The following is a 22,312-nucleotide window of genomic DNA, read 5'->3' on the forward strand; positions in this document are numbered from 1 at the left end:
TTATCGCGCCACAACCTTGCGCGCGATAAAGTGGAACCATGAATCATTCCTCACATCGTCACCCTCCTGCATGCACCGTCCGGTCGAGTTTCCGAACACCGCCTCGGTGTGCAGATTCACTTCGGCAAGTTGGCGACGCTGCGTGTCCATATCGGTGTACATGATAACAATGCCGAATTCGTGCGCGGCGCAAACCCGGATCGCGTAACCGTCGAACTCACGATTGAGCGGTGAATAGCGCAAGTAATTGAGGGTGCCAATTGCCAGCGAATATCCGATCCTGGCAACATCGATGCAGGTTGAAATCGGATTGACCGACAGGTTTGGCATTCGTAGAAGATGCAGCGGTTTTTGACGGTAGCTCGGTCCGTACAAGTTGTGGGCCGAAAACAGTACCAGGCCGCCCGGCTTCAGCACGCGGGCGAACTCCCGCAAGACGGCGCGGCGGCCGACGTAATCCACCGCGTCGATGCCGTTGTAACTGAATACGACCAGTGCAAAGCTCTCGTCTGGAAAGGCCGACATGTCGCGAGCGTCCATCTGCTGCACGCAGATGCCCGGATGGTTACGGCGGCAGATCGCGACCAGTTCAGGCGTGTAGTCGACTGCGGTGTAGTCATTGCTCATCGCCGTTAGCAAGGCTACGGTTCTGCCCCCGCCCACGCCTACATCGAGAACTGGCTGGTGTTGCACCTGGTGTGCCACCCAGGCGAAAGCTGCCGCCTCACCAGAATCGGTCCAGCCGCTGGCTACGGCGAACCCGTTCCGCCCGCTGCGGCTGCTCCACACCGCACGGTTAATCCGATCTTGCATGTCGGTTGCTGCCACGGCATTTCTCGATTTAAATACCTTTCCGACAAACTACACCCGGCGGGGACCTGCATGTGTGCGGTAACTCACTGTCTCGACTTGTACTTAACATTTTCACGTCTGGCGTCGAACACGCGCAGAGAAGGGCGCACTTGACCTGGGCTGCAGAGAATCTGCAGACAGGCTGACGCATGAGTGTTGGAAGGAGTAGGTGGATTCAGGATTAGGCCATTCCGCACGCGAATTTCGCCAGACTCAACCAGCCGGCGAGACTGCAAGACGAAGTTCCCGGTAGGCAGTCACCAGTGCGTCGAGGCTGAATGTCCGGTTCAGACCGCTGGGATTGGGCAACACCCATACGCGGGCGCCGCCGAACGTTGCCGGTTGCGGGCCCCAGTGTATTTCGCGATTGCCGGACATGGCAGAGAGCGCCATCTTTCCGAGGAAGGCAACGCATTGCGGTGCATATCGTTCGATCTTCCGCTCGAATTCCGTCGCCGCCGCTTTGAATTCCCATTGCGATAGTTCATCCGCTCGTGCAGTTGGGCGCGAGACCACGGTTGTCAGGCAACAACCATACTGCAGGAGCGTGTGATCGTCGTCAGGGCAAATCTGTTCAGGCGTAAAACCTGCCAGATGAACGGCCCGCCAGAACCGATTCCCTCGGCCGGCAAAGTGGCGGCCTGTCGATGCCGCACGGACGCCCGGATTGATTCCGCAAAACACCACTGATAAACCCTGTTCAAGGATATCGGGGAGACCTTGGAGTGAGTCGGAGCAAGCCACGGATGGCATTAGCGTTTTCATGAAGCGCAGTTTGGCCCACCGCGTTGCCGTGGACAAGCGAAAAAGAGGGGCGATTTCGCATCGGCGGCCTTGGCATTGCTGCACGGACGGTTCAGTTCGACGGACTCCGCGACACGGCCACGCGCCATGCCGCGGAGTTTGCTACTTACTTGCTACAACTGGTTATTCAAGTCTTGTCAGAACGGCCACCAGCCGAACCCACCGTTATTACCCTGTCCTTTGTCATTGTGATGATCGTCCTGATCCCGGTCCCGGTCGAATTGGAACGAGTCAAAAAGATCGCCGATGGCCGGCGAATTGACCGGCACGTACGGATTGCCTGGGAGCTGCACCGGGTTCGGCAGATTGTCACGGCTACGCTGCGTGATCGGAGACAGCGACCAGTTGCGATCGATGAACTTGATGATCGACGCATGATCCGAATATTCATGTACCACGCGGCCGCCACGAGAAAACGGCGACACCACGATCATCGGAATACGCGGACCGTCGCCGAAGAAATCCACCGGCTGGATGTAGCCTGAATCGTAGTAGCCGCCGCCTTCGTCGGTGGTAATCAGGATCGCCGTCGACGCCCACAGCGCCGGGTTGGACTGGACCGCCTCGACAAGCTTGTGCACGAATGCCTCATACAGCCCGAACTTCGACGACTCAGGATGACCGTCCAGCAGACCGCCTGGCTTCACGAACGATACGGCCGGCAAGGTGCCCGCCGCGATGTCCGAATAGAGGTCGGTTGTGTCCTGAAAGTGCGCAGCGACAAGTGCCGGGTTGGTCATGATCGCGGTTTCGTAGAGGAACGGATTGCAGATGTTGCAGTAGACGCTCGTGGACGGCGTGCTGACGAACGTCTTCCAGCCTTCGCCGTAATACTTCCACGAGATGTTTTTCGCCAGCAGCGAATCCGCGATCGTGCGTACCGGCGAAGGCGGAATCGTGAAGGCGCTGCTCGTATTCACGCTGCCGTCGCCGTTATAACCCGGGTTGTAGTTGTTGAGCAGATAGTAGGTATTGGCCGCGCAGTTCGGGTCGGGGTGATAGGGCAGCGTGCCCAGGTAATGGCGGATCGCGCCTACCCCGGGTTGCTTCGGGTCGGAGCAGTTACTGTAGGTACCGCCCGAGTAGCCGTCCTGCTTGTACCAGTTGTTGGTGCCTGCCAGCGGATGCGGATTTTCGATCTCATCGGCGGGCGGGGTGGTGGCGTTACCGTTGCCGTCGGTGTAGTAAAGCGCATCAGCCGTACCGATCATGATGCTGTTCGCACCCGTGCCGCCCATCACCGGCTGGTGATAGTTGTCGCTGATCGTGTATTGACGCGCGAGCTCGGTGAAATAGGGCATATCGCCGGTATTCACGTTGTAGTAGCCGAGTGCCGTCGATCCTTCGCTCGTGGTCTGGTCGGTGAAGTTGGCGGGCTTTGGCTTGCCGTTCGAGCCGGCGCCGATCGACGTTTCGACCCACGCAAACAGGTCCATTTTGCAGCCGCTGGGGTTGTCGTAGGTCGCATGCGAGAAGCTACAGTCCGACTGCTGCCAGTTCTGATAGAAGCGGTGCACGGGGCTATTCATGTACTGATCGTAGTTCGGACCCACTCGCGAAATCTGATAGGGGCCGTTCGGCAGATTGAAGGTGTTCGTGCCAAAGCGCGTGTCCGGTACCTGTTGCGGCAAACCTGACGCGCCGGTCGTCAGATGCACGACGTCCTGTGGCTTGAGTGCCGCCCCTTCTGCAGCCTGGGCCGCGGCAAGGGTTGCGAAGGGCGGCGGGCTGGTGTCGCTCGGGGCGGTCGCTACAAAGCCGGTGTTGGGTGCCGGCAGTACGGTGTAGAGCTTCTTGCCGGAAGGGCTCAGCTCGAAGCGGTTGGGGTTGTCGGCGGTGGCGGTGTACTGTGCGGCGGTCGCGAAATTGGGTCCAGGTTTGCCGTCCTGCGTGATGATGCCTTTGGAGAGCAGATTCGATACCGTCTGCCCGCTTCGCGGCGTATAGGCGCCGAACACATGATCGAAGGTGCGGTTTTCGCCCACGATGACGATCACATGCTTGATCGGCGAGGCCGTGTGAACGGAGGCGGCGTCGGTCTGCTGACTGGTGGAAATGGACGGGTAGAGTGCGGTGCCGACCGCTAGTGCAGCTGCGCTGAACGTAAAAAGGGCTTGCAGGACGGGCTTTCGTGGGACTTTATCAATACGCTTCATGGATCTCTCCAAACGGGGATTGACACAGGGCACACCGAGCGGCAGTGAGCGAAGTGCGTTACTTACCAGGCCTTGCTTTGTATTACCGTGCGTTACATCCGAGAGAAAGTTAGGCTTGCCGTGTGTCCAACTCGGGTTGGAAAAATGTCTGGGATGCGTGAGTCATGTGACCCAGCTAACGTATGCCTTTCGAACCCTTGCGAGTGGGAGTTGAATGGGAGTTGAGAAGCAAGGGGCGCCTGATGCCAGAACGCCAGGCTGTCAAAGAAGTGTCTGATGCGATATGCGGGGAAGCGCACAGAGTCATCTGGATCCGGACCATATTCTGTTTGGCACTGCAGACACGTCTCCCCGCGACTCCCAGGAGCAGTATTTCCGCACGTCCTTCGCAAGCCCCAGCTCTACGAGCGGTCGGGGAATGATCACTCACAACACCAGGTCGACATCGTGGCGGCGCGTTGCCCCGCGGAAAGCAGCTTGACGCAATCAGGTGCCGCCGATGCGTCTTCGGGCCGTCCAATACGCCTTGATTCTCGCCTGCGGGTGCATGGCTGTCGCCAATGCCCTTGCCGACGATGCTGCCGGCGTCGGCAAGACGCTCAAGGGCACGGTGCAGATCGAGCGGGCTGGAGGAAGTTCAGGAGCGGCCATCGGCAGTCAGGTTTACAGCAGCGATCGCATCGTGACCGGCCCGGAATCGTTCGTGGGTATCACGCTGCGTGACACCACCCAACTCTCGGCCGGCGCCAATACGGTCCTCGACCTCAACAAATTCGCGTTCAATACCACGACCCATGACGGAGTGCTCGACGCCTCCATCAAACGCGGTTCTCTGGCCGTGATTTCCGGAAAGCTGGCGAAGGCGAATCCCGATGCCGTGCGCTTCAGCACACCAACTACCACGCTGGGCGTGCGCGGCACGGAATTCATCATCGAAGTGGGCGATAAAGGGGAGAGCGCCCGTTGAAGCCTGCAAACCGACGTCACGGACTGGCATTTGCAGCGGCATTCGTCATGCTGGCTGTCCTGGCCGGGTGCAGCACGCCGGACAAAATTATCCTGTTGCCGGATCCTGAGGGCAAAATCGGAGCGGTCATTGTCCACAGCGCCACCGGCGAGCAGACAATCGACAAGGCTTACGCCGGAGTCGGCGTCACCAAGGGCGGCGCCATCGAAAAAACGATGGATAGCCAATCCAGTGTGCAGGCACGATATGGCGAGCTACTCGCGGCGCGGCCGCCTCGGCCCATGACATTTACGATCTTTTTTCTGTTTGATTCGGCCACCGAATTAGCTCCTGAGTCATCCGCCACGGTTAAAAAACTAAAGGCCGTGCTGGCGACATGGCCCGCACCTCAGCTCGTGGTGGTCGGTCACACCGATCTGGCAGGCGCTCAGGATTTCAATGACCGACTGTCCATGCAGCGGGCGCAGACTGTGGCAACGTTCCTGATCAAGCAAGGCATTCCTGCCCAACAAATGGAGACCGCTGCCCGGGGCAAGCGCGGGCCACTGGTGCCTACGGCAGATGGCGTTCCCAATCGCATGAACCGGCGCGCAGTCATCACAATCCAATAATCCGCGCCAGTCATCGGCGCTGAATGGCCTTTCCGTCGATGAAACGCTATTTTGACCTATGGCTTGCCCGGATCAGGAGTCTCCTGAAGGCGGCCCAGGGGCGTCCGGTGGCACTGGTGGTGTTGTTCGGTCTGAGCATGCTCAACCTGTGCAGCGAATGGCCGAGCGACATAGCACGTCCGGCTTTCGTGGACACGCTCGCCGCCGTCGGTCAATGGCCCTGGCCGCGAAATCGACTCGCGAGCCTGATCGATGCCATTGCGGCACTGAAGCCACTGACCATCGGTCTCGACATTTACATGCCGGAGCCGGATCAGACCTCCCCGGACAAAGTGGCCGGCAATCTGCCGAAAACGGCTGCGGCTCTCGCCGCCGGCTTGCGGGCCTTGCCCAGTCACGAAGCCATTCTCGCCAGATCGTTGCGCGCCGCGCCGACCATATTGGGCGCCGCGGCGCTCGATCATGCCGCGTTCGCCACCAGCACCGATCTGCGAAGCGCTCCGATCCTCGTGCATGGCACCGACCCACTGAGCCACGTGCAACGGTTCGACTATGTGCTCGGCAGCCTGCCGGAATTGCAGGCGGCGGCCCATGGGCAGGCCATGCTGAGCGTGGCGCTGGAGCAAGGCGTAGTGCGGCATATTCCCCTCATCACGGGGTTGAGGGAGAAACTGGTCCCCAATCTGCCGATGGAAATGCTCCGTCTCGCCACGGGTTCATCGGCGATCGACGTCTTTGCCGACACCTCGGGCGTGCAACCAGTGGGGGTGGCTGATGTGCTGGTGCCCACGCAGCCCGGGGGTGACATCTGGTTGCATTTCGCGTCCATTCGGTCGACGCTGAGCCGCTACGTGTCGACACGCGACATCCTGCAGGGAATAGTCGATCCGGAAAGGATTCGGGACAAATTGGTGCTGGTCGGACTGACAGGAGCGGGCGTGACTGACATGCGAACGACGGCGTTGGGGGAACTGGTGCCGGGGATCGAAATACAGGCACAGGTCATCGAGACCATTTTTGAGGGACGTTTCCTGCGCCGCCTCAACTGGCTGAAATGGGCAGAATGCGCCTTCATCATGACGTTCGGTCTGCTGATCATCTGGTATGTGCCTCGCCCCCGTTCGCGATTTGCGGTATTCATTGGAGTCGTCCCCAAGGGGGTCGCCGCTCTAGGTATCTCGCTGCATCTGCTGAATCTTCTATGCTGCTTCTTTATTTTCATGCGCTTCGGACTGCTGGTCGACGCAGCCTCGATTTTCATTATCCTGTCCGCGGTCATGGGCTGCTTCCTTTCACCCGCGTTACTCCGCGGCGACGAACAAACCAGAACGGAGGCCACGCACGCGCAGGGGCGTGATGGCGGTCGCTAGTGGCCACTTGTGGCTACGTGTGGCAACATCGCGGTGATCTTTAAATCACGTTAGACCTCGCCCAGTCCCACACACTTCAGGAGAGCTCATGTTCGACCACGTCAAATTCGGAGTCAGCGACTATGCAGCAAGCAAAGCGTTTTTCCTCAAGGCACTCGAACCGATCGGCGTAGCTGTTGTCGGGGAGGGGCCGCCGACGTACGGTGTCGAGCTTAGCCCACAGGGCAAGGCTTCCTTGTGCCTGTACCAAACCGAAGAGAAGCCAGCGCATCTTCACCTGGCGTTCACGGCCGACAATCGCCAGCAAGTCGAGGCTTTCTATCGCGCGGCTCTGGAGGCGGGTGGCAAAGACAATGGTGCGCCTGGTCTGCGCCCGCACTACCACGCGAACTACTATGCAGCTTTTGTCATTGGTCCGGACGGGCACAACATCGAAATGGTTTGCCACCAACCCGAGGCCTAACCCATCCATCGAGCGGACGCGCGAGGCCAGGCCGCCTCTCATGCCAAACGTTGAGCGTCCGTTATTCGGCGGCCCGCTTAGCTTATCGAGTCGGCTGAAAACGCGACGTCCTTCTGTGCTTCAAGCATCCTCAGGCGCTCAGCCAGCGTCGTGCTGATCGAACCGTAAGCTGCGCCGCCAAGTGTCAGGCGCAATGGCGGATGGGCCGAGCCGAACGCGTCCTGCCTGACTGTGAAGTTCTGCTTCATAGCCCGTCAACATTGTGATGAATAGTCACTCGCAAAAATCGCTGATACCTTGGCACCAGCAATTTACGAGTGAGGATTTTGCAATGACTGATGCACTTGATGGCGTGCGCGATCACTATCGCGCGACCGGCCTGACCGAGCGGCTGAAGATCGCACTCACGGTCTTTGGGCCGGAGGATCAGTTGCTCACACCACAGCAACTGGGCACCCTCGACCACTTTCACACGCGCGGGCTTGCTGCCACCGCCGATCTTGCCAAACTGGCCGGAATCTCCGCCGACATGTCGGTGCTGGACGTCGGTTCGGGCGTTGGCGGGCCAGCCCGTTTTCTGGCTGCAACCTATGGCTGCCGGGTGACGGGTGTCGACCTCAGTGAGCCGTTCGTGGTTGCTGCACGCTATCTCACCGAGCGCACAGGGCAGAGCGAACGTGTGTCGTTCGATACCGCCAGTGCGCTGGACCTTCCCTTCGACGGCAACGGTTTCGACGCCGTATTGCTGCAGCACGTGGCCATGAACATCTCCGAGCGTGCACGGCTCTACCGGGAGATCCGACGCGTGCTGAGACCGGGCGGCAGATTCGCGACGTTCGACGTAGTCGCAAACAGCCGCGAGCCGTACTACCCCGTTCCGTGGGCGCGAACGCCGGCAACGAGCTTTCTCCTGACGGCCAATGCAACGCGCGAGGCGATCGAACAAGCGGATTTCCGCACGCTGACATGTCGAAACGACACCGAGGCAGCCAAGGCCTGGTTCGCCGGGCTGCGTGCGTCAGGGCCGCCGCCCTCACCCAATCTCGGCGTTGTGATGGGGCCAGACTTCGCAGAGCTTACCGCCAACCTGGGACGAAATCTCCTCGAAGACCGACTCGGCATTCTCACTGCGGTGTTCGAGGCCGCGTGATGAAACGCCTCCTTCTTAATTTGACAACAGCCTCAGTGCTGGCCGCTTCTACTGGAGTCTCCATGGCGCAAACCACCTCGATGCCAACCACACCTACCACGAAGATATTGGCGATTGGCACCTTTCCGCCGGGCACGGACATGGAACGTGTCCAACACATTCTTCCGACTGAAGTTCGCGAGACGGCGCAGCTCTACCTCGAGGGCAAGATTGACCAGTGGTATTCACTGCAAGACCGGGCTGGCGTGGCGTTCATCCTGAATGTTGCGGACCTCACTCAAGCGCATGAAATGCTTGAGGCACTTCCCTTGGGGAAAGCGCACTTAATGACATTCTCGCTCCTCCCAATAGGCCCACTGAAGCCGTTGAGCAAGCTTTTGAATCCGCCTTCTCCCCAGTAAAAAGCGCCAGGCCGATTGCTCAGCCTGACGCGCTAACCTGGTACTCAACCTGCAATCGTTTATCGAACAAGAAATCCGTAGGTCAACGGATCGCGTTCATCCACGATCCAGTTGGCAAAGCCGCAAACAAAGGCGTTGCCTTCGACCTCCGGAATCACAGCCTTGAAGTCACCCACGGTCGTCTCGCTCAGAACGCGCCCTTTGAAGACGGTGCCAATGATGGATTCGTTGACCAGCGTCTCGTCTTTCCCGAGTTCTCCACGCAGGTACAACTGCGCCACGCGGCCGCCGGTTCCAGAGCCCGTCGGCGACCGGTCCACTTCGCGGTCGGCAAAGACGCAGCAATTGGCTTGCGTCGACCCGGCATGTCGCGGCGCGTTGGCAATAATGGTTCCGTAGATGTGGTTGATATCAGGGATATACGGATGTTCTACCGGGAACGCCTTGTTAGCCGCAGCCTTCACCTCCGCACCGAACCGGATGAGTTCTTCCACTGACGACTCCCGCACTTCGAGACCGTGCGGCTGACCATCGGCGTAAAAATAGAACGCACCGCCGAATGCAATATCGCCAGTCACCGGACCGAACGAAGGCGTCTCGACCGTGACGTCTCTCTTCCAGATGAAGGACGGTACGTTGACAAACCGGACATTGCCCGCGTGCTCGCCGTCCCACTGCACGAATGCCTCGATGAACCCGCACGGCGCATCGATACCGATGCGCGTTTCGGGAATCTGACGTTGCACCCAGCCCAACTCGACCGCTGCCGTCGACAGCGCAATGACACCGTGCCCGCAGTGGTCGCTATACCCTTCGTTGTGCAGGAAGATGATGCCGAAGTCCGCATTCGGGCTAACGGGTTCCGTCAGGTAACCGCCGTACATATCCGCATGGCCGCGCGGTTCAAACATCAGCGCCCGGCGAATATCGTCGGCGTTTTCCTTCAGCCATGCGCGCCGCTTGACGATGGTGTCGCCAGGAAGACGCGGCAGGCCACTGGTCACGATGCGGAATGCTTCACCGCCTGTGTGGACTTCAACGGTCGAGATGGTGCGTGAGATTTTCATGTTTGCTTCGGTGAAATCGGTGGGTCGCGTGCTTTTACTCTTTACTCGCCGTACGGAACCGGCAAACCGTTCTTGATGGTGTACACGGTGGTCGGTGCACCCTTCAGGTCACCATACTCGTCGAACGAGTAGGTGCCGGCGACACCCTTGTAGTTTTCCTTAGCAAGTTGAGCAGTGAGCTTCGCCTTGTCGGTCGTCGTTCCGGCTTTCACCATCGCGTCGGCGAGCATCTTCACACCGTCGTAGTAGCTGACGGCGTAGACCTGCGTATCGATGTTGTAGGCCGCCTTGTACTTCTGCAGGAACTCGCGGCCCGCAGCCGACTTCTCAAGCGCGATGCCACCCTGAGCGCAGTAGACGATCGACGCTGCGTCGCCGGCAACCTTGCCCATGTCAGCCGAGCAGATGCCGTCGCCGCCAAGCAGCTTCGCCCGCAATCCGCGTTGACGCATCTGTTTGGCCATCGGCGCGCCCTGCGCTGCATAGCCGCCGAAAAAGATCACGTCAGGATTCTTGGCCTTGATGGTGGTGAGAATCCCGAGGAAGTCCGTTGCCGACGAATTGGTGAACTCCTGATCGACAATCTGGATGCCGTTCGCTTTGGCAACCTTGACGAACTGTTCGGCGACGCCCTGGCCGTACGCGGTACGGTCGTCGATCACGGCCGCCGTTTTCGCCTTCAGCGTTTTCGCTGCGAATTGACCCATCGTGCCGCCGAGTTGTTCATCGCTCGCCCCGATCCGGAAAATGTTCTTGAAACCCTGCTTCGTCAGTGCCGGATTGGACGCGACCGGCAAGATGGGAACGCCGCCGGTGTTGAAGACGCGCGACGCCGGAATGGCGACCCCTGAGTTGTACGGTCCAACGACAGCGATCACGCCGCTGTCGACCAGCTTCTGCGCAACTTGCACGCCGATTTTCGGATCGGCCTGGTCGTCTTCCGAGTCCAGTTTGAACGTCACCTTCTGACCTGCAACGGTGACGCCGGTCTTGTTCAATTCCTCGACGGCGAGACGCGCGCCATTTTCGTTGTCTTTGCCGTTCGGCGCTTGCGGGCCGGTGAGCGGAGCCGAATGACCTATCGTTACAACGACTTGAGCACTTGCAGACAGAGTAAAGCCAGTGGCCATCAAGGCGGCCATTGTTGTCACGAGACGGCGCATACCAGACTCCGAGTGGGCTAAGGGAAGACCAGATTAGTAGCAATCTGGTTTGGTTACAATCAGTTTTAAAAAATAAATCGAACGTTTTGGTCCGACAGAAACCAATATGCGCCGACGCAGCCGCAAGGGTCCGTGAGCGCAGTGTGGCTGTCGTTATTCAGCCTCGGCAAGCGCCGCGCGTGCGACGCGGCAGGCGGCCAGATCCCACGCGGCACACCCGACGCTCTTGAACAGAATGGGTCCATCGGGGCTCAGTTCGCCAGCGAGCGCTTTTGCGAGTGGCGCGACCAGGTTCCAGTCGACCTGTGCCTGGATAAGATCGCCTGCTTCGTGCCGCGCGCCAACCGGGTCGTCGACGACCACGAAGCTGCCGTCCACGGTGCCCTTTGCGATTTCTGCTGCGTCTGGCGTGAATGCGCCGACGCCGACAACCAGGCGACCCGGCCGCGCTGTCTCCGAATAGACCGGCGACTTGCTGGTGGTCAGCGTAATAACCACGTCGATGCTGTCCGGGATTTCATCGCTGGTTAGAGCAGCCAGCGTTGGTGCCACCGCGCGAGTGCGCTTCACAAATTCTTCCGTTTTCGCCTGCGAGCCGCCTTTGGCGAAAAGTTTGGCTTCGGGGAAAGCTATTGCGAGCGCCTCGGCGTGATTCGCCGCCTGTTTGCCTGTGCCGATGATGAGAATTTCGCGCGGCGCTGCAACGTGAAGCGTCTGGATCCCCAGGACGGTAACCGCCGCCGTGCGCCTTCCCGTGACGGTCGGCCCGTCGAGAACAAACAGCATTTCTCCGGTGTGCGCATCACATGCGATCACCTGGCCGTGAATGGTCGGCAAGTGATGCTTTCCGTTCGAAGGGCACACGTTGACCAGCTTGTGAATGGCGATGTCTTCCGCGCTGGACGGCATGGACAACATGAGCCCGCCCTCCTGCATCGGAATGGACAAACGTTCTGGGCTCACGATTCGCCCTGCGCCGTACTCGACGATGGTCTCGCGAAGCACACGCATCAATTGCGGGTAGCCAAGCAGGGCGGCGGTCGCGCGAGCATCAAAATTTCGTGTGCTGAGAGAAGTCATTGCTGGCTCGACTAGGGAAGTGAGTGATCGGGGTTACGCGTTTGCCGCGCGATCTAACTGGGCGTAAGACAAGCCACTCCGAACCGGGCTGCACACGAGGTAGAGCTCGAAGCGCGAGATTTGTCATTGGGTCAAAATTATACCAAATTGGTTGTTAATACAACCAATTGGCGTGATTGGCAAGCATATTTGGAGCGTTTAAACACCATTGACACGCCATATCGGCGTAGCTAGGTATAAAAGTAGACCAGTCATTGGGGTCGTTCTTGCCTGATCGCACCGGGTGTACCCCTACGCCAGTCAAGCGCAGTCGCCGTCAACGGGTCGCTCAAGTGGTATATTTGGAAACCACATAGCATGTTTCGAGAACGACGATGGCTTCCGCCCGCATTGAGTTTGAAAGCGACTTCCGACCGTTGCAGATTTACGAACAGGTTTCGGAAAAGATCCGCGCTGAAATTCGTTCAGGGCGCTTTCTTCCCGACGCACGCTTGCCGTCCGAGCGCGAATTGGCTGCCCTGTTCGGTGTCGGGCGGCCAGCGGTTCGTGAGGCCATCGGGGCGCTGCAAAACGAAGGGCTCGTCACGACGAAGCGAAACTCGGGAACGTATGTAGCCTCTAGTGCTCCCCAGTTGTTGGCTTCCGCTTCGTCGGCGGAGATGAGTGGGACCGGCCTGGCTTCAGACTTCAGTCCCTCCGCGACCTTGGACGTCAGGCTGATCCTCGAGCCGGCCATCGCGCGGCGCGCGGCGGTGCATAAGAAGCGTGACCTCCAGGCGGAGCACTACCTGTCGCAGATGGAAACGCTGACCGACGTGGCGGATCCGGAAGAACGCGCGCTGTGGAACAACAGCGACCGGCTCTTTCATCGGCAGCTCGCGGTGATGACGGGGGACGCTCTACTGATCAAGATCGCAGAGGAAATTGCCGCAACAATGGACCAGTCGCTCTGGAAGCGGCTAAAAGATGACGGCATCTACGATCCAACCCGGATTCGTCTTTATGTCGCGGAACATCGCCTGATTTACGAGGCGATTGTCACGGGCAACGCCGATGCGGCAGCGTTCTATGTGGAGCAGCACATTCATCGGGTTCAGCGGGACATCGCGCCGCAATAGAAGCGCTGCGATAAAGCGCACGCAGTCGGTGCCGTCCTATGCGGGCGGCCAAGTCATCGGCTTAACATGCAAGCTTTGGCACAGATACGATTCAGGTAGCTGCGGGTTATGCGCCAAGCTCAAATTTGAATCGTCGCTACTCACGGCGCAACCGGCAAGCATCACTACCAGACCCGATATTGAAGCGACACGACTCCACACTAGAAATCGCATAGGTATTCGACACAAAGTGAATGGGTTGCATACGGTACGGGGCACTCGACGCAATATCGACGCGCAGATCGTGTGTTGTCGGTCGTCAAGGTCTGGTCACCGAAAGGTACGCTGCAGCCGCTTCGATCTGCGTATCGCTCAGCGTCGCCGCGACGGCCGTCATCGTTCCCGGTGCCGGTGTTGTCCCTTTCGCGCGCGCCTGAAATTCGTGTAACCGGGCGACGACAAACGCCGCCGGTTCGCCTGCGATAGCCGGAAAGCGCGCGCCATTGCCTTTGCCGCCTGCCGCGTGGCAAGTGAAACAGGCGGGAACGTTGGATCCTGCACCCATCTCGGCAAGCTGCTTTCCGGCAATCACCAGGCTCTGCGACGGCGGCGCGCCTTCGGGAAGCGGTGGGTTCTGCTTCAAAAAAAAACTTGCGAGCTCGTGCATCTCGCTATCGGAAAGATTGAGTGCAACGGTCTGCATGACGGCGCTTGTGCGCGTGCCTGCCTTGAACATTGACAATGCGTGCGCGAGATAATCTGGATTTTCGCCGGCGAGTCGCGGCCCGCCACTTACGGTGCCGGCGCCCAATGCGCCGTGGCATGCAACACAGGCAGCGATGGACGGCGCCTTCGCCCCGACCGTATCTTGCGCATTCACGGCGGACTGTGCATGAGAGGCGCTTGCGAAACCGATGAGCGTCGCAATCGAAAGCGAACGCAAGCTGCCGTGCAGCTTGTTGATAGAACGTGTACCGATCATCGTGATCTTCCGGATGTCCTTTGAACAGGCGTCCGGTGAGCGACGCCATAAGGAGATTCTGCGGGGATGATTCTGACCGGCGAGCGTCAAGCGAATTACGGATTTGTTATCTAAGGCGATTACTGATCTGTTTCGAGAAAGGCCTTCACTCCTCGCATTTCACGTCCTGCTTTCGAACGACGATAATCACCGGGTATGTGCCATGCTCGAGTTCCACACGTGCGACTACCGCCATCGTCGTGCTGTCGATGTCGTCGTACACGCTGACTTTTTCACGCCGAAGGTCGGTAACGCCGGTACAGCCAGACGCGCGGCCTTCGTCGGAGATCTTGCATTGAATCGGGTTATCTGCGATGAAGCGATACTTGTCTCTATCGGGCGTTGCGAGGTAATCACGAAAGCTCTGCGCCGAGCCGCCGACACCCGTGACATACCCAATGGCGCACTGAGGTGTGGGCGTACCGCCGCTCCCGGATGCCTGGGCTGTCGCGGCCGTGCTCGCGGTCGCGATGATCGCCGCGAGTGTCGATGCAAGAAGGTATTTCATAGCGCAAATCACCGATGTCGGATCGAAGTGCTGGATTGTAATGGCATCTTGCCCACGGGGTCTGAAAGCGACGTCGGTGTAGATATAGCGAGTTTCCTCTGGCACGATGTCGTACACCGTATGGTTCGATCTGAAAAATAATCAAGCTGCATATCGTTAAGTGTTCCTGGTCATCCGATTTGAATTCCGCTAACCTGGCGCCTTCGTGAGGCTGGGGTAGCGGATGAGGTGCGTTGTAGAACTGAGCGAAGCCGAGGAACTGACATTGCAGCAGTTGTCGATCAACCACCGTTACCGGGATACGCGCACGCGTGCAGCTGGCCTGCTGAAGCTGGGGCGTGGGATCAGGCCGCAGGCGATTGCCGAACAGTTCGGCGTGAGTGCCCGGAGCGTCTACAACTGGTTTCACGCGTGGCGTGGGAGTGGCATATGCGGCCTGATGGGCGGTCACTGCGGCGGCCGGCGGCCGCTGCTGTCCGAAGCCCAGATCGCGGTGGCCCTTGAGATCGCGCGGACCGAGCCACTGACCTTGGTACGTATTGCCCAGCGAGTCGAGGCCGTGCTCAACGAACCACTGCCATGTAAAATCGAAACGCTCGGCGAGGCGCTCAAGCGCAGCGGCTTCTCGTTCAAACGCAACCGTTTCTCGCTCAAAAAAAGCGCAACGAAGAAGCGTTCGCCATGAAGCAGGCCACGCTCGCGAAGCTCCAGCGGGCTGTACGAGACAAAGTCGTGCGACTGCTGTATCTGGACGAGGCCGGCTTTCATGGATCGCCGCCGGTGCAGCGTAGCTGGTCACCGCGAGGCTTGCCCCATCAGGTCGAACCAAATCATCATTGCCGTCGCAGCGTGATCGGCGCGCTGGACTTCGGCGAAAACACGCTGATCCACGCCGCACATAGCGGGACTATCAAAGCCCCGAATGTCGAGCACTTCATCGACGGCGTGCTTGCGGGCGCCGCCAGTATGCCCACCGTGATCGTGCTGGACAATGCGAGCATCCATCACGCTATCAACGAGGCAACGCGGCAACGCTGGCTGCTTGAACATAAGACCGTCCTGTTTTATCTGCCTGCGTACAGTCCCGAACTGAACATGATCGAGATCGTCTGGCGGCACCTGAAATATCGATGGCGTCGAGCCCTCACCTGGACACGCGAAACCATCGACACCGAACTTACAGCACTGCCAAGCAGATACGGTCAAGATTTTCAAACCGATTTTTCGTGAATACTTATGCGGCATTTTCTTGAAACAGCGTCGCTTCTCTTTCAACGAATAGAAGTTCCTTGTAAGCTCTCTGGCACTATTCCTATGAGACCCATTAAATGGAAAACACCATGAAAGCGCCGAAGTGGATCTCTTCCTGGATCGCGGCTGGTTTGCTCGGGTTGAGCGTGGCTGCCTGCAGTTCGTCTGGTACATCACCGGGAAACGGTGCGGCCGCGGGCGTGGCAATTCCCACGGATGAGCAGATCGTCTCTGCGTGGGACTATCTGTATGGACGCTATCTGGTGTTGCAGCAGGAGAATTACGACATCAACGTCGAGAAGGTCGGCTACAACAAGATCAAATACAACCCACTGGGGTCGACCCAGTTCGTGAATCCAAACCCGGACGTAGCCTATCTTGAGGCATGGCTTGCCGCAGACCGCGATCATGCTGTCATCCTGAACGTGCCTCGCGTCAAGGGTCGTTACTACACGGCTGAGTTGCTCGATGGATGGGGTGAAGTCATCGCCAATATCAACGAGCGAACGTACCCTGACCACCCTTATGGAAAGTTCGCGCTGGTGATCAAAGGAACCAATCCGCCGGTGCCGTCCGATGCCGTCAAGATCGAGTTGCCTTCTGCCAAAGCGAAGATGCTTGCGCGTGTGGAACTGAAGGGGTCCCCGAAAACGGCGGTGCGGCTGCAACACCAGTTCACGGTGCAAGCGTCGCCCGACATCGTGATTGATCCGCCCTTTGCCGTCCCCGCCTTTACGCCGGCTGCGCCGATCCGCGCTGAGATATTCGATCACGTAACTGAAGTACTGGCTACCTATCCGGACGCCATGCCGAAGGCTCCGGAGTTCCAGGCGAGCGCAGTCAACGTGGCCAACTACATGAAGGGCAACGACAGCGCGCGCAAGCGGGTCGACGATGTCATCAGGACCAAGGCAATTCCTGGCTTTCTTGCGGGTGCCAAGGGTTTCGGTACGCAGAAAGGGGGTGGTCCGTCTCTTACGTCGCGGGTAAATTTGGCAATGACGTGATGGCGCGTGACATCATTAACTACGGCGGTCTTTGGGCAAATTCTATTAGCGAGGCCATCTATTTCGTAGGACTGACCGATAGCGACAAGCAGCCGCTTGATGGCAGCAAGACCTACGAGATCCGGTTTGCCAAAGGCGAAAAGCCGGACGCGCACGTGAATGGATTCTGGTCAGTCACGCTGTACAGCGTGCCGGACTACCGCGTGGTGCCCAACGCGATTCACCGCTATAACCTGAATAACGTGTCCCATCTGAAGACCAACGCGGACGGCAGTACCAATATCTGGCTGGCACCCGTACGGCCAAAGAACGTGGCGCAAAGCAATTGGCTGCCTACGCCCGAGGGCAAGGGCTTCTCTCTGAATTTCCGCGCGTACGTGCCGAAGCAGGAAGTCCAGCAAGGTGAATGGTTCCCTGCACCGATCATGGCAGTGCAATAAGCTCAGGCGTGGATCGTCGGCAATTGACGATCCTTTCGCGTGCTTCGACACGTTGCGTTCTGCCCGGTGATTGCCTATGCCTTTGGCAACACGTGTCGTCAACTTTGTTTCGATTTGCAGCGTCACGTTTGCTGCTGGTTCGCGCGGGACCGTGTTGGTTTAATGCGGCGGAGTTCCAACCGAACCGGGACCGGCGAGCCATCGCGACACAGCCGACAGCACTTGCGTCTCGATGCCAAGAAAGCCATGCGGCGCCTTCGCCCCGCATTCATTGGCGCGAGCCCCGCCGCGCTCACTGCTTGATACCGCCAGGAACTGCAAGCGGCTGTCCTCAGCGAGCGCGCGGGCCGCGTTAAACGGTGACACGCGGCATGCGTCATTTTCGTTCGACACCACCAGAACGGGCGTAGCGCCGAGGTCCCAGTGCATGCCTGACAGCCCGCGCTCGCCGCGTGCGGCGATCGTGACGGGCGAGGTCAGCACATAGGCGTCGGCCAGGTGTGGCTCTCGCTGGAGCACATTGCCGACTGAAATCGTGCCCCGGCTGGTACCCACAAGGGCGATCTTCGCGCCTGGGAAGCGCTGCCTGAGCGTTGCGACGACGGCGTGTAAGTCCTGAGCGTGAGCTTCGCTCAGACGGAACGCGTCGTTCATGCCGGAAGATTGATCCGACGGCGCGTCGACGATAGCGATAGCGTCGCCCGCGGAAGTCCAGTAGCCGGCAGTCCGGATCAGAAAATTTCCCTTCATTGTCGTCGGACCGGTTTCATCAAGGGCGACCACACCTTCATCTCCGGCAAACAGTACGATGACCCATGACGGTGAACTGGCTGGCCGGTCGATGAAGATCGCCTGCGTCTGTGTCCCTCGCACGGGCACTTGCAATAGTTCACCTGAATACGCCGGTGAAGCGGTGATGACCATGCATGCGAACGCGCAGACCGCCACCGCGAATCGACGAAACAGTTTCCAGAACCTGTCGACGAAACAGGTCGCGGGTTTTGCTTGTTTTGATTTCTGATCGCGCATTCTGGAGGCCGCATCGTTATTCCGATCACAGAATACGTGAGTTGGATACGAGATGCAGCAGCGATGATCTTCAATGGAGCACAGGTTTAACCGGCCGGGTCCAGCGACCATGGAGAGTCCGTGACAATGCCGCTATGGCACATAGGCTCACTTCGTGAGCGAAGCTAGTGTCGGGCCGCGCAGCGAAGCGATGCGGCGGCCGAACGCGGACTCGCTATTGAGCGAGTGCCATGGTCTTCGAAATGGCCGTGATCACCGCGGGCCTCGCTGCGACATCCGAAAACCACCGAGCGACATTTGACGTCTGCTCAAGGCTGGCGCCAACCGACTCTTCGAGGGCGATTGGTACCTTGACGCTGTTAGGCGTTGCGTACGCATGTACCTTGATCGTTTGATCGTTCCTTTGACGGGAGCTTTGCAAGGGTTAGGTCGGAAGAGAATCGAGGAAGACGTAGAGTGCCGCGATCTTGCCGTCGCGAACGATGATCACGTCGATGCCGGTGTAGTCTGGCGCTTCGCCGGGCGCACCCGAACTCCATGCGAGACGCCCAGCGTTGTGCAGAGTCTGTGGCTCGCCAACAGGCGTGTAGGCGAAATGAGGGTGCGTCGCGCGCAGTTCCCCCGCAAACTTGTCGAGTGCGTCATGGCCGGGGAAGATGCCCGGTGGAGCGTAGAGCGCACAGTCGTCGGTGTACAGATCCTTGATCGCGGCGCGACGTCGGATTGGGTCTCCTTCGCCGAATACCTCTTGAAGGTTGCGGTGGAGCGGCGCATGCACGCATTGCACCGGGCGACATCGCGAAGCTGCTGCTGACTTCGGGCTCGACGGGCAGTCCCAAGCTTGTCGTCAATACGCACGGCATGCTGAGCGCCAATCAGCACGTGATTGCGCAGTGCTGGACGTTCGTCGATCAAACCGCGCCGGTTGTTGTCGACTGGTTGCCGTGGAGCCATACGTTCGGCGCCAATCACAACTTCAACCTGATCTTGCGCCATGGCGGCACGCTGTACGTCGACGATGGACGGCCGGCGCCCGGTCTGATCGAACGCAGTGTCGACAATCTGCGCGACGTCGCGCCGACGCTTCATTTCAACGTGCCACGCGGATTCGACGCGCTTGCGCCGTTTCTGGAAAACGACGACGCGTTTGCCGCGCGCTTCTACTCCCGATTGCAGGTGCTGTTTTACGCAGCGGCGAGCTTGCCGCCGCAACTGCGCGAACGCTTCGAACGCGTCGCGGCGCGTCATCGCCGCGCCGACGCTGAGCCGGTTTTCTTCGCGTCCGCGTGGGGCGCGACCGAGACCGCGCCGCTCGTGACCAGTGTGCATTTCCGGCACAACAGTGTCGGCAATATCGGTGTCCCTGCACCGGGCAATGAACTGAAGTTTGTCCCGAACGGCGGCAAGTTCGAAATGCGCGTGCGCGGACCTTCGGTCTCGCCAGGCTATCTGAACGATCCGGACGCGAGCGCCGCTGCCCTCGACGAAGAGGGCTTTTACCGGACCGCCGACGCCGGCAAGCTGTGCGACCCCGCCGATCCAAATGCCGGCGTGCCGTTCGACGGACGCGTGGCCGAGGACTTCAAGCTGTCGAGCGGCACATGGGTATCGGTCGGCGCGCTTCGGGTCAACGCGGTGGATGCGCTCGCGCCGTTCGCGCTCGACGTCGTGGTTGCCGGTCACGATCGCGCTGAAATCGGCTTGCTGATTTTCCCGACCACGGCGCTGCGCGCGCTTGCGCCGGAGCTCGATGCCGCGACGGCGACAGGCATCGAACTGGGTCGCCGCGAGGCGGTTCGCGAGGCTGTGTGTCGAGGACTGCGCGATCTCGCTCGCGATGTCGGCGGCGCCCTCGCTTGAAGCGGGCGAGATCACCGACAAGGGCTATGTCAATCAACGGGCGGTGTTGACCCTCCGTGCAGACGAAGTGCAACGGCTCTTTTCTACTGATGATTCGGTGATCGTTATCGAATGAGCAGATCGTGAGCCAGTGTTCGGTGATCGGCACAAGATAAAAAAAGCCGCAGACGATGCTGCGGCGAACAAACACACACGCCACCCGTTGGGGAACGCTGACGTGTTTCCCAATCCTATCCAGGCTCGCCGCGCGTGCAAATCAGGTGTTTCGTATGAAGCATTCAGTCGCCCCGCCGAGGCTTGCAGGACATGCCTGTCGTTATATTTTGGCCGAGCGAAAGTCGCGAAAAAACCACACAGGGCCGTGCGTCCTTGTAAAAAATAAATCGATCGAACTGGCAATGATCGGCATAGACGACGGTCCAGTGATGTGAAATCATCCTCCAACCCGGCTGAACCGAAGCTTTGTCTGCGGTCCGACTCCCGTTGCTTGTAGCAGTCACTCCAAAGTGGACTTAGGACCTGTCCAAAATGACCCAGCAACCGCCGCATGAAGACGAGGGGCAGTTCGCCCTGTGGCGTCTGAAGCGTCCCACCAGTGCAGTCGATTCTCAAAGCGTGATCGTTGCCCATGCCGAAAAATCGGTGGGGGAATCGATAGCGTTGCTGCTGAGATTGAAAGGTTTTATCGCCGTCGCCACTTCGACGATGGAAAACCTGGAACTGATGCTGGAGCATTGGATGCCGCGCGCCTTGCTGATCGACACGCACCTGTGTCATGCCGATGACTTCCGGCTCGTCCGGCAGGCGGCTATCGACGCCGCCTTCAGCGGTGTTCTGATGATTGCGCTGACCGATGTCTCACCTGAAGAGACCCCGAACGATATGCGGCGGGTTGGCTTTGACGGCCTATGTTGCAGGCCGTGCCCGGTTTGGCGGCTTGTAGATATGCTTGAGAGACGTTGCCGTCTCCTGTCGGATCGTCACTGACCTCGCGAGCCTTTGCCGGAGCATGACACTTTGGAATCCTATGCGATATGTCAGGATCATCCAGTGTCTTTCGACCCGAATCACAATCCATCGAATCGTTGCAATTCTTAGCCTTCCTGGCGCGTGGGCCGGAACAGGATTTCGTTGATGTCGACCTCGGGCGGCTGGCTGATTGCAAAAGCGACCGCGCGCGCGAACGAGTCGGCGGGGATTGCGTATTGCTCGTAGAACTTGCTGATGAAACCGGCAACATCCGGCTCGGTCGCGCTGCTCGGGAGTTCCGTCGCGACGGCGCCTGGGGAAATGACGGTTGTGCGGATGTCATAGGGCTTGACCTCCTGGCGCAGCCCTTCGGACAACATCAGAACGGCACTCTTGGTCGCCGCGTAGACAGCGCTGCCGGGCCGCACGGTACGGCCGGCGACCGACGAAACATTGATGAAGTGGCCGCTCTTCTGATCTTTCATGTACTGCAATGCCGCCGCGATGCCGTACAGCACGCCCTTGATATTGACGTCGATGGTCCGATCCCAGTCGTCGATCTTCAGACGTTCGAGCGGCGAGTGCGGCATCAGCCCGGCGTTGTTGATCATCACGTCCACGCGGCCGAACGTCTGCACCGCCGTGTCGACGAGTGCCTTGACGTCTTCGTGCCGGGTGACGTCCGTCGCGATCGCGATCGCTTGACCACCATGGCTGACCAGATCCGCCGCGAGCGCCTGAATGCGCTCGGCGCGGCGTGCGCCCAATGCAACCTTGGCGCCTCGCGCGCTCAGATAGCGGGCAGTCGCTTCGCCCAATCCGCTGCTCGCGCCGGTGATAACGACGACTTTTCCTTCGATATTCGTTTCCATATGCGTTTCCTTTGGACCCTCGCGAACTCGGCTCTCGCCGGATAACGGCGGGCGCGAGCGTAGAGAGGGTCATTGATGTCAGGACCACCGGAGCACCGTGAAAGGCGGTCGGTGAGAGGGTTCATTGCATACTAGTTTGTTGTTTTCTGTTTAACAATGAGCGTAGAATTTCAC

The 22,312-nt window shown here is 59.3% G+C and carries 26 protein-coding genes; 14 read left to right on the top strand and 12 right to left on the bottom strand.

Features of this window, described 5'->3' with window-relative positions:
* From B0G76_RS18185 to B0G76_RS18195, 3 genes are all read right to left on the bottom strand, one after another.
* On the bottom strand, window positions 1-813 hold the full coding sequence (locus tag B0G76_RS18185) for a class I SAM-dependent methyltransferase (protein ID WP_120293824.1): 813 nt from the start codon (window positions 811-813) through the stop codon (window positions 1-3).
* Between the two features lie 252 nt (window positions 814-1,065).
* Window positions 1,066-1,617: a G/U mismatch-specific DNA glycosylase gene (gene mug, locus B0G76_RS18190; RefSeq protein WP_120296503.1), complete on the bottom strand. Its 552-nt coding sequence runs from the start codon at window positions 1,615-1,617 to the stop codon at window positions 1,066-1,068.
* A 176-nt stretch (window positions 1,618-1,793) separates the two neighbouring features.
* A complete protein-coding gene (locus B0G76_RS18195; RefSeq protein WP_120293825.1) occupies window positions 1,794-3,812 on the bottom strand; it encodes an alkaline phosphatase family protein in 2,019 nt (672 codons plus the stop codon).
* 547 nt (window positions 3,813-4,359) lie between these two features.
* Here B0G76_RS18195 and B0G76_RS18200 point away from each other — a divergent pair.
* From B0G76_RS18200 to B0G76_RS18215, 4 genes are all read left to right on the top strand, one after another.
* The gene (locus B0G76_RS18200; protein ID WP_259460614.1) at window positions 4,360-4,779 is read left to right on the top strand and encodes a FecR domain-containing protein; all 420 of its coding nucleotides are present in this window, start codon (window positions 4,360-4,362) and stop codon (window positions 4,777-4,779) included.
* Window positions 4,776-5,390, top strand: coding sequence for an OmpA family protein (locus B0G76_RS18205; protein WP_259460615.1), 615 nt, complete (start codon window positions 4,776-4,778; stop codon window positions 5,388-5,390). Before B0G76_RS18200 ends, B0G76_RS18205 begins: the two co-directional genes overlap by 4 nt.
* Before the next feature lie 23 nt (window positions 5,391-5,413).
* Window positions 5,414-6,760 carry a CHASE2 domain-containing protein gene (locus tag B0G76_RS18210; RefSeq protein WP_259460616.1) on the top strand — a complete coding sequence of 449 codons (1,347 nt, stop codon included), beginning with the start codon at window positions 5,414-5,416 and terminating at the stop codon, window positions 6,758-6,760.
* Window positions 6,761-6,848: 88 nt separating this feature from the next.
* The gene (locus B0G76_RS18215; protein ID WP_120293828.1) at window positions 6,849-7,223 is read left to right on the top strand and encodes a VOC family protein; all 375 of its coding nucleotides are present in this window, start codon (window positions 6,849-6,851) and stop codon (window positions 7,221-7,223) included.
* 77 nt (window positions 7,224-7,300) lie between these two features.
* On the opposite strand, the gene B0G76_RS18220 is transcribed toward B0G76_RS18215, so the two are convergent.
* Window positions 7,301-7,471 (bottom strand): hypothetical protein, encoded by a 171-nt coding sequence (locus B0G76_RS18220; protein WP_259460617.1) that lies wholly within the window; start codon window positions 7,469-7,471, stop codon window positions 7,301-7,303.
* Between the two features lie 83 nt (window positions 7,472-7,554).
* Here B0G76_RS18220 and B0G76_RS18225 point away from each other — a divergent pair, with 83 nt between their 5' ends.
* Window positions 7,555-8,373, top strand: a complete 819-nt coding sequence (locus B0G76_RS18225; RefSeq protein ID WP_120293829.1) for a class I SAM-dependent methyltransferase — start codon at window positions 7,555-7,557, stop codon at window positions 8,371-8,373.
* Window positions 8,374-8,435: 62 nt separating this feature from the next.
* On the top strand, window positions 8,436-8,774 hold the full coding sequence (locus tag B0G76_RS18230; protein WP_120296507.1) for a muconolactone Delta-isomerase family protein: 339 nt from the start codon (window positions 8,436-8,438) through the stop codon (window positions 8,772-8,774).
* 59 nt (window positions 8,775-8,833) lie between these two features.
* On the opposite strand, the gene lhpH is transcribed toward B0G76_RS18230, so the two are convergent.
* From lhpH to lhpI, 3 genes are all read right to left on the bottom strand, one after another.
* Window positions 8,834-9,841, bottom strand: coding sequence for a trans-3-hydroxy-L-proline dehydratase (lhpH, locus tag B0G76_RS18235; protein WP_120293830.1), 1,008 nt, complete (start codon window positions 9,839-9,841; stop codon window positions 8,834-8,836).
* 41 nt (window positions 9,842-9,882) lie between these two features.
* Window positions 9,883-11,004 carry a branched-chain amino acid ABC transporter substrate-binding protein gene (locus tag B0G76_RS18240; protein ID WP_120293831.1) on the bottom strand — a complete coding sequence of 374 codons (1,122 nt, stop codon included), beginning with the start codon at window positions 11,002-11,004 and terminating at the stop codon, window positions 9,883-9,885.
* 153 nt (window positions 11,005-11,157) lie between these two features.
* On the bottom strand, window positions 11,158-12,084 hold the full coding sequence (gene lhpI, locus B0G76_RS18245; protein WP_120293832.1) for a bifunctional Delta(1)-pyrroline-2-carboxylate/Delta(1)-piperideine-2-carboxylate reductase: 927 nt from the start codon (window positions 12,082-12,084) through the stop codon (window positions 11,158-11,160).
* 374 nt (window positions 12,085-12,458) lie between these two features.
* Between lhpI and B0G76_RS18250 the strand changes: the two genes are divergently transcribed.
* On the top strand, window positions 12,459-13,202 hold the full coding sequence (locus B0G76_RS18250; protein ID WP_120293833.1) for a FadR/GntR family transcriptional regulator: 744 nt from the start codon (window positions 12,459-12,461) through the stop codon (window positions 13,200-13,202).
* Window positions 13,203-13,500: 298 nt separating this feature from the next.
* Here the strand turns inward: B0G76_RS18250 and B0G76_RS18255 are convergent, their stop codons facing one another.
* Window positions 13,501-14,163, bottom strand: a complete 663-nt coding sequence (locus B0G76_RS18255) for a c-type cytochrome (RefSeq protein WP_120293834.1) — start codon at window positions 14,161-14,163, stop codon at window positions 13,501-13,503.
* A gap of 145 nt (window positions 14,164-14,308) precedes the next feature.
* A complete protein-coding gene (locus B0G76_RS18260; protein WP_120296509.1) occupies window positions 14,309-14,710 on the bottom strand; it encodes a hypothetical protein in 402 nt (133 codons plus the stop codon).
* Window positions 14,711-14,975: 265 nt separating this feature from the next.
* Between B0G76_RS18260 and B0G76_RS18265 the strand changes: the two genes are divergently transcribed.
* From B0G76_RS18265 to B0G76_RS43325, 4 genes are all read left to right on the top strand, one after another.
* Window positions 14,976-15,395 (top strand): helix-turn-helix domain-containing protein, encoded by a 420-nt coding sequence (locus tag B0G76_RS18265; RefSeq protein WP_259460618.1) that lies wholly within the window; start codon window positions 14,976-14,978, stop codon window positions 15,393-15,395.
* Window positions 15,392-15,940 (top strand): IS630 family transposase, encoded by a 549-nt coding sequence (locus tag B0G76_RS18270; RefSeq protein WP_120293836.1) that lies wholly within the window; start codon window positions 15,392-15,394, stop codon window positions 15,938-15,940. The genes B0G76_RS18265 and B0G76_RS18270 overlap by 4 nt, the downstream gene beginning before the upstream one ends.
* A gap of 110 nt (window positions 15,941-16,050) precedes the next feature.
* Window positions 16,051-16,968 carry a DUF1254 domain-containing protein gene (locus B0G76_RS18275; protein ID WP_220700763.1) on the top strand — a complete coding sequence of 306 codons (918 nt, stop codon included), beginning with the start codon at window positions 16,051-16,053 and terminating at the stop codon, window positions 16,966-16,968.
* Window positions 16,968-17,408, top strand: coding sequence for a DUF1214 domain-containing protein (locus tag B0G76_RS43325; protein WP_220700764.1), 441 nt, complete (start codon window positions 16,968-16,970; stop codon window positions 17,406-17,408). Before B0G76_RS18275 ends, B0G76_RS43325 begins: the two co-directional genes overlap by 1 nt.
* A 159-nt stretch (window positions 17,409-17,567) precedes the next feature.
* Here the strand turns inward: B0G76_RS43325 and B0G76_RS18280 are convergent, their stop codons facing one another.
* Window positions 17,568-18,191: a S9 family peptidase gene (locus B0G76_RS18280; protein WP_147394056.1), complete on the bottom strand. Its 624-nt coding sequence runs from the start codon at window positions 18,189-18,191 to the stop codon at window positions 17,568-17,570.
* Window positions 18,192-18,216: 25 nt separating this feature from the next.
* On the opposite strand from B0G76_RS18280, the gene B0G76_RS42480 reads away from it, so the two are divergent.
* Entirely contained in the window at window positions 18,217-18,429 is a 213-nt protein-coding gene (locus B0G76_RS42480) for a hypothetical protein (RefSeq protein ID WP_147394057.1), read from the top strand.
* 432 nt (window positions 18,430-18,861) lie between these two features.
* On the opposite strand, the gene B0G76_RS18285 is transcribed toward B0G76_RS42480, so the two are convergent.
* Complete coding sequence (locus B0G76_RS18285) at window positions 18,862-19,215, bottom strand: nuclear transport factor 2 family protein (RefSeq protein ID WP_120296511.1); 354 nt, start codon at window positions 19,213-19,215, stop codon at window positions 18,862-18,864.
* Here B0G76_RS18285 and B0G76_RS18290 point away from each other — a divergent pair.
* Both B0G76_RS18290 and B0G76_RS18295 read left to right on the top strand, forming a co-directional pair.
* A complete protein-coding gene (locus tag B0G76_RS18290; protein WP_259460619.1) occupies window positions 19,161-20,297 on the top strand; it encodes an AMP-binding protein in 1,137 nt (378 codons plus the stop codon). The genes B0G76_RS18285 and B0G76_RS18290 overlap by 55 nt on opposite strands.
* 528 nt (window positions 20,298-20,825) lie before the next feature.
* Window positions 20,826-21,284, top strand: coding sequence for a response regulator receiver protein (locus tag B0G76_RS18295; protein ID WP_120293838.1), 459 nt, complete (start codon window positions 20,826-20,828; stop codon window positions 21,282-21,284).
* 107 nt (window positions 21,285-21,391) lie between these two features.
* On the opposite strand, the gene B0G76_RS18300 is transcribed toward B0G76_RS18295, so the two are convergent.
* Window positions 21,392-22,138, bottom strand: a complete 747-nt coding sequence (locus tag B0G76_RS18300; RefSeq protein ID WP_120293839.1) for an SDR family oxidoreductase — start codon at window positions 22,136-22,138, stop codon at window positions 21,392-21,394.
* Window positions 22,139-22,312: the final 174 nt, after the last annotated feature.

Source organism: Paraburkholderia sp. BL23I1N1, assembly GCF_003610295.1.
Classification (GTDB): domain Bacteria; phylum Pseudomonadota; class Gammaproteobacteria; order Burkholderiales; family Burkholderiaceae; genus Paraburkholderia.

Bases quoted from the DNA above. Each gene is read 5' to 3' on its own strand.
- B0G76_RS18185 (WP_120293824.1), bottom strand. From the start codon at position 813: ATGCAAGATCGGATTAACCGTGCGGTGTGGAGCAGCCGCAGCGGGCGG.
- mug (WP_120296503.1), bottom strand. From the start codon at position 1,617: ATGAAAACGCTAATGCCATCCGTGGCTTGCTCCGACTCACTCCAAGGT.
- B0G76_RS18195 (WP_120293825.1), bottom strand. From the start codon at position 3,812: ATGAAGCGTATTGATAAAGTCCCACGAAAGCCCGTCCTGCAAGCCCTT.
- B0G76_RS18200 (WP_259460614.1), top strand. From the start codon at position 4,360: ATGGCTGTCGCCAATGCCCTTGCCGACGATGCTGCCGGCGTCGGCAAG.
- B0G76_RS18210 (WP_259460616.1), top strand. From the start codon at position 5,414: ATGGCCTTTCCGTCGATGAAACGCTATTTTGACCTATGGCTTGCCCGG.
- B0G76_RS18215 (WP_120293828.1), top strand. From the start codon at position 6,849: ATGTTCGACCACGTCAAATTCGGAGTCAGCGACTATGCAGCAAGCAAA.
- B0G76_RS18220 (WP_259460617.1), bottom strand. From the start codon at position 7,471: ATGAAGCAGAACTTCACAGTCAGGCAGGACGCGTTCGGCTCGGCCCAT.
- B0G76_RS18225 (WP_120293829.1), top strand. From the start codon at position 7,555: ATGACTGATGCACTTGATGGCGTGCGCGATCACTATCGCGCGACCGGC.
- B0G76_RS18230 (WP_120296507.1), top strand. From the start codon at position 8,436: ATGGCGCAAACCACCTCGATGCCAACCACACCTACCACGAAGATATTG.
- lhpH (WP_120293830.1), bottom strand. From the start codon at position 9,841: ATGAAAATCTCACGCACCATCTCGACCGTTGAAGTCCACACAGGCGGT.
- B0G76_RS18240 (WP_120293831.1), bottom strand. From the start codon at position 11,004: ATGCGCCGTCTCGTGACAACAATGGCCGCCTTGATGGCCACTGGCTTT.
- lhpI (WP_120293832.1), bottom strand. From the start codon at position 12,084: ATGACTTCTCTCAGCACACGAAATTTTGATGCTCGCGCGACCGCCGCC.
- B0G76_RS18250 (WP_120293833.1), top strand. From the start codon at position 12,459: ATGGCTTCCGCCCGCATTGAGTTTGAAAGCGACTTCCGACCGTTGCAG.
- B0G76_RS18255 (WP_120293834.1), bottom strand. From the start codon at position 14,163: ATGATCGGTACACGTTCTATCAACAAGCTGCACGGCAGCTTGCGTTCG.
- B0G76_RS18260 (WP_120296509.1), bottom strand. From the start codon at position 14,710: ATGAAATACCTTCTTGCATCGACACTCGCGGCGATCATCGCGACCGCG.
- B0G76_RS18270 (WP_120293836.1), top strand. From the start codon at position 15,392: ATGAAGCAGGCCACGCTCGCGAAGCTCCAGCGGGCTGTACGAGACAAA.
- B0G76_RS18275 (WP_220700763.1), top strand. From the start codon at position 16,051: ATGAAAGCGCCGAAGTGGATCTCTTCCTGGATCGCGGCTGGTTTGCTC.
- B0G76_RS43325 (WP_220700764.1), top strand. From the start codon at position 16,968: ATGGCGCGTGACATCATTAACTACGGCGGTCTTTGGGCAAATTCTATT.
- B0G76_RS42480 (WP_147394057.1), top strand. From the start codon at position 18,217: ATGACCCATGACGGTGAACTGGCTGGCCGGTCGATGAAGATCGCCTGC.
- B0G76_RS18295 (WP_120293838.1), top strand. From the start codon at position 20,826: ATGACCCAGCAACCGCCGCATGAAGACGAGGGGCAGTTCGCCCTGTGG.
- B0G76_RS18300 (WP_120293839.1), bottom strand. From the start codon at position 22,138: ATGGAAACGAATATCGAAGGAAAAGTCGTCGTTATCACCGGCGCGAGC.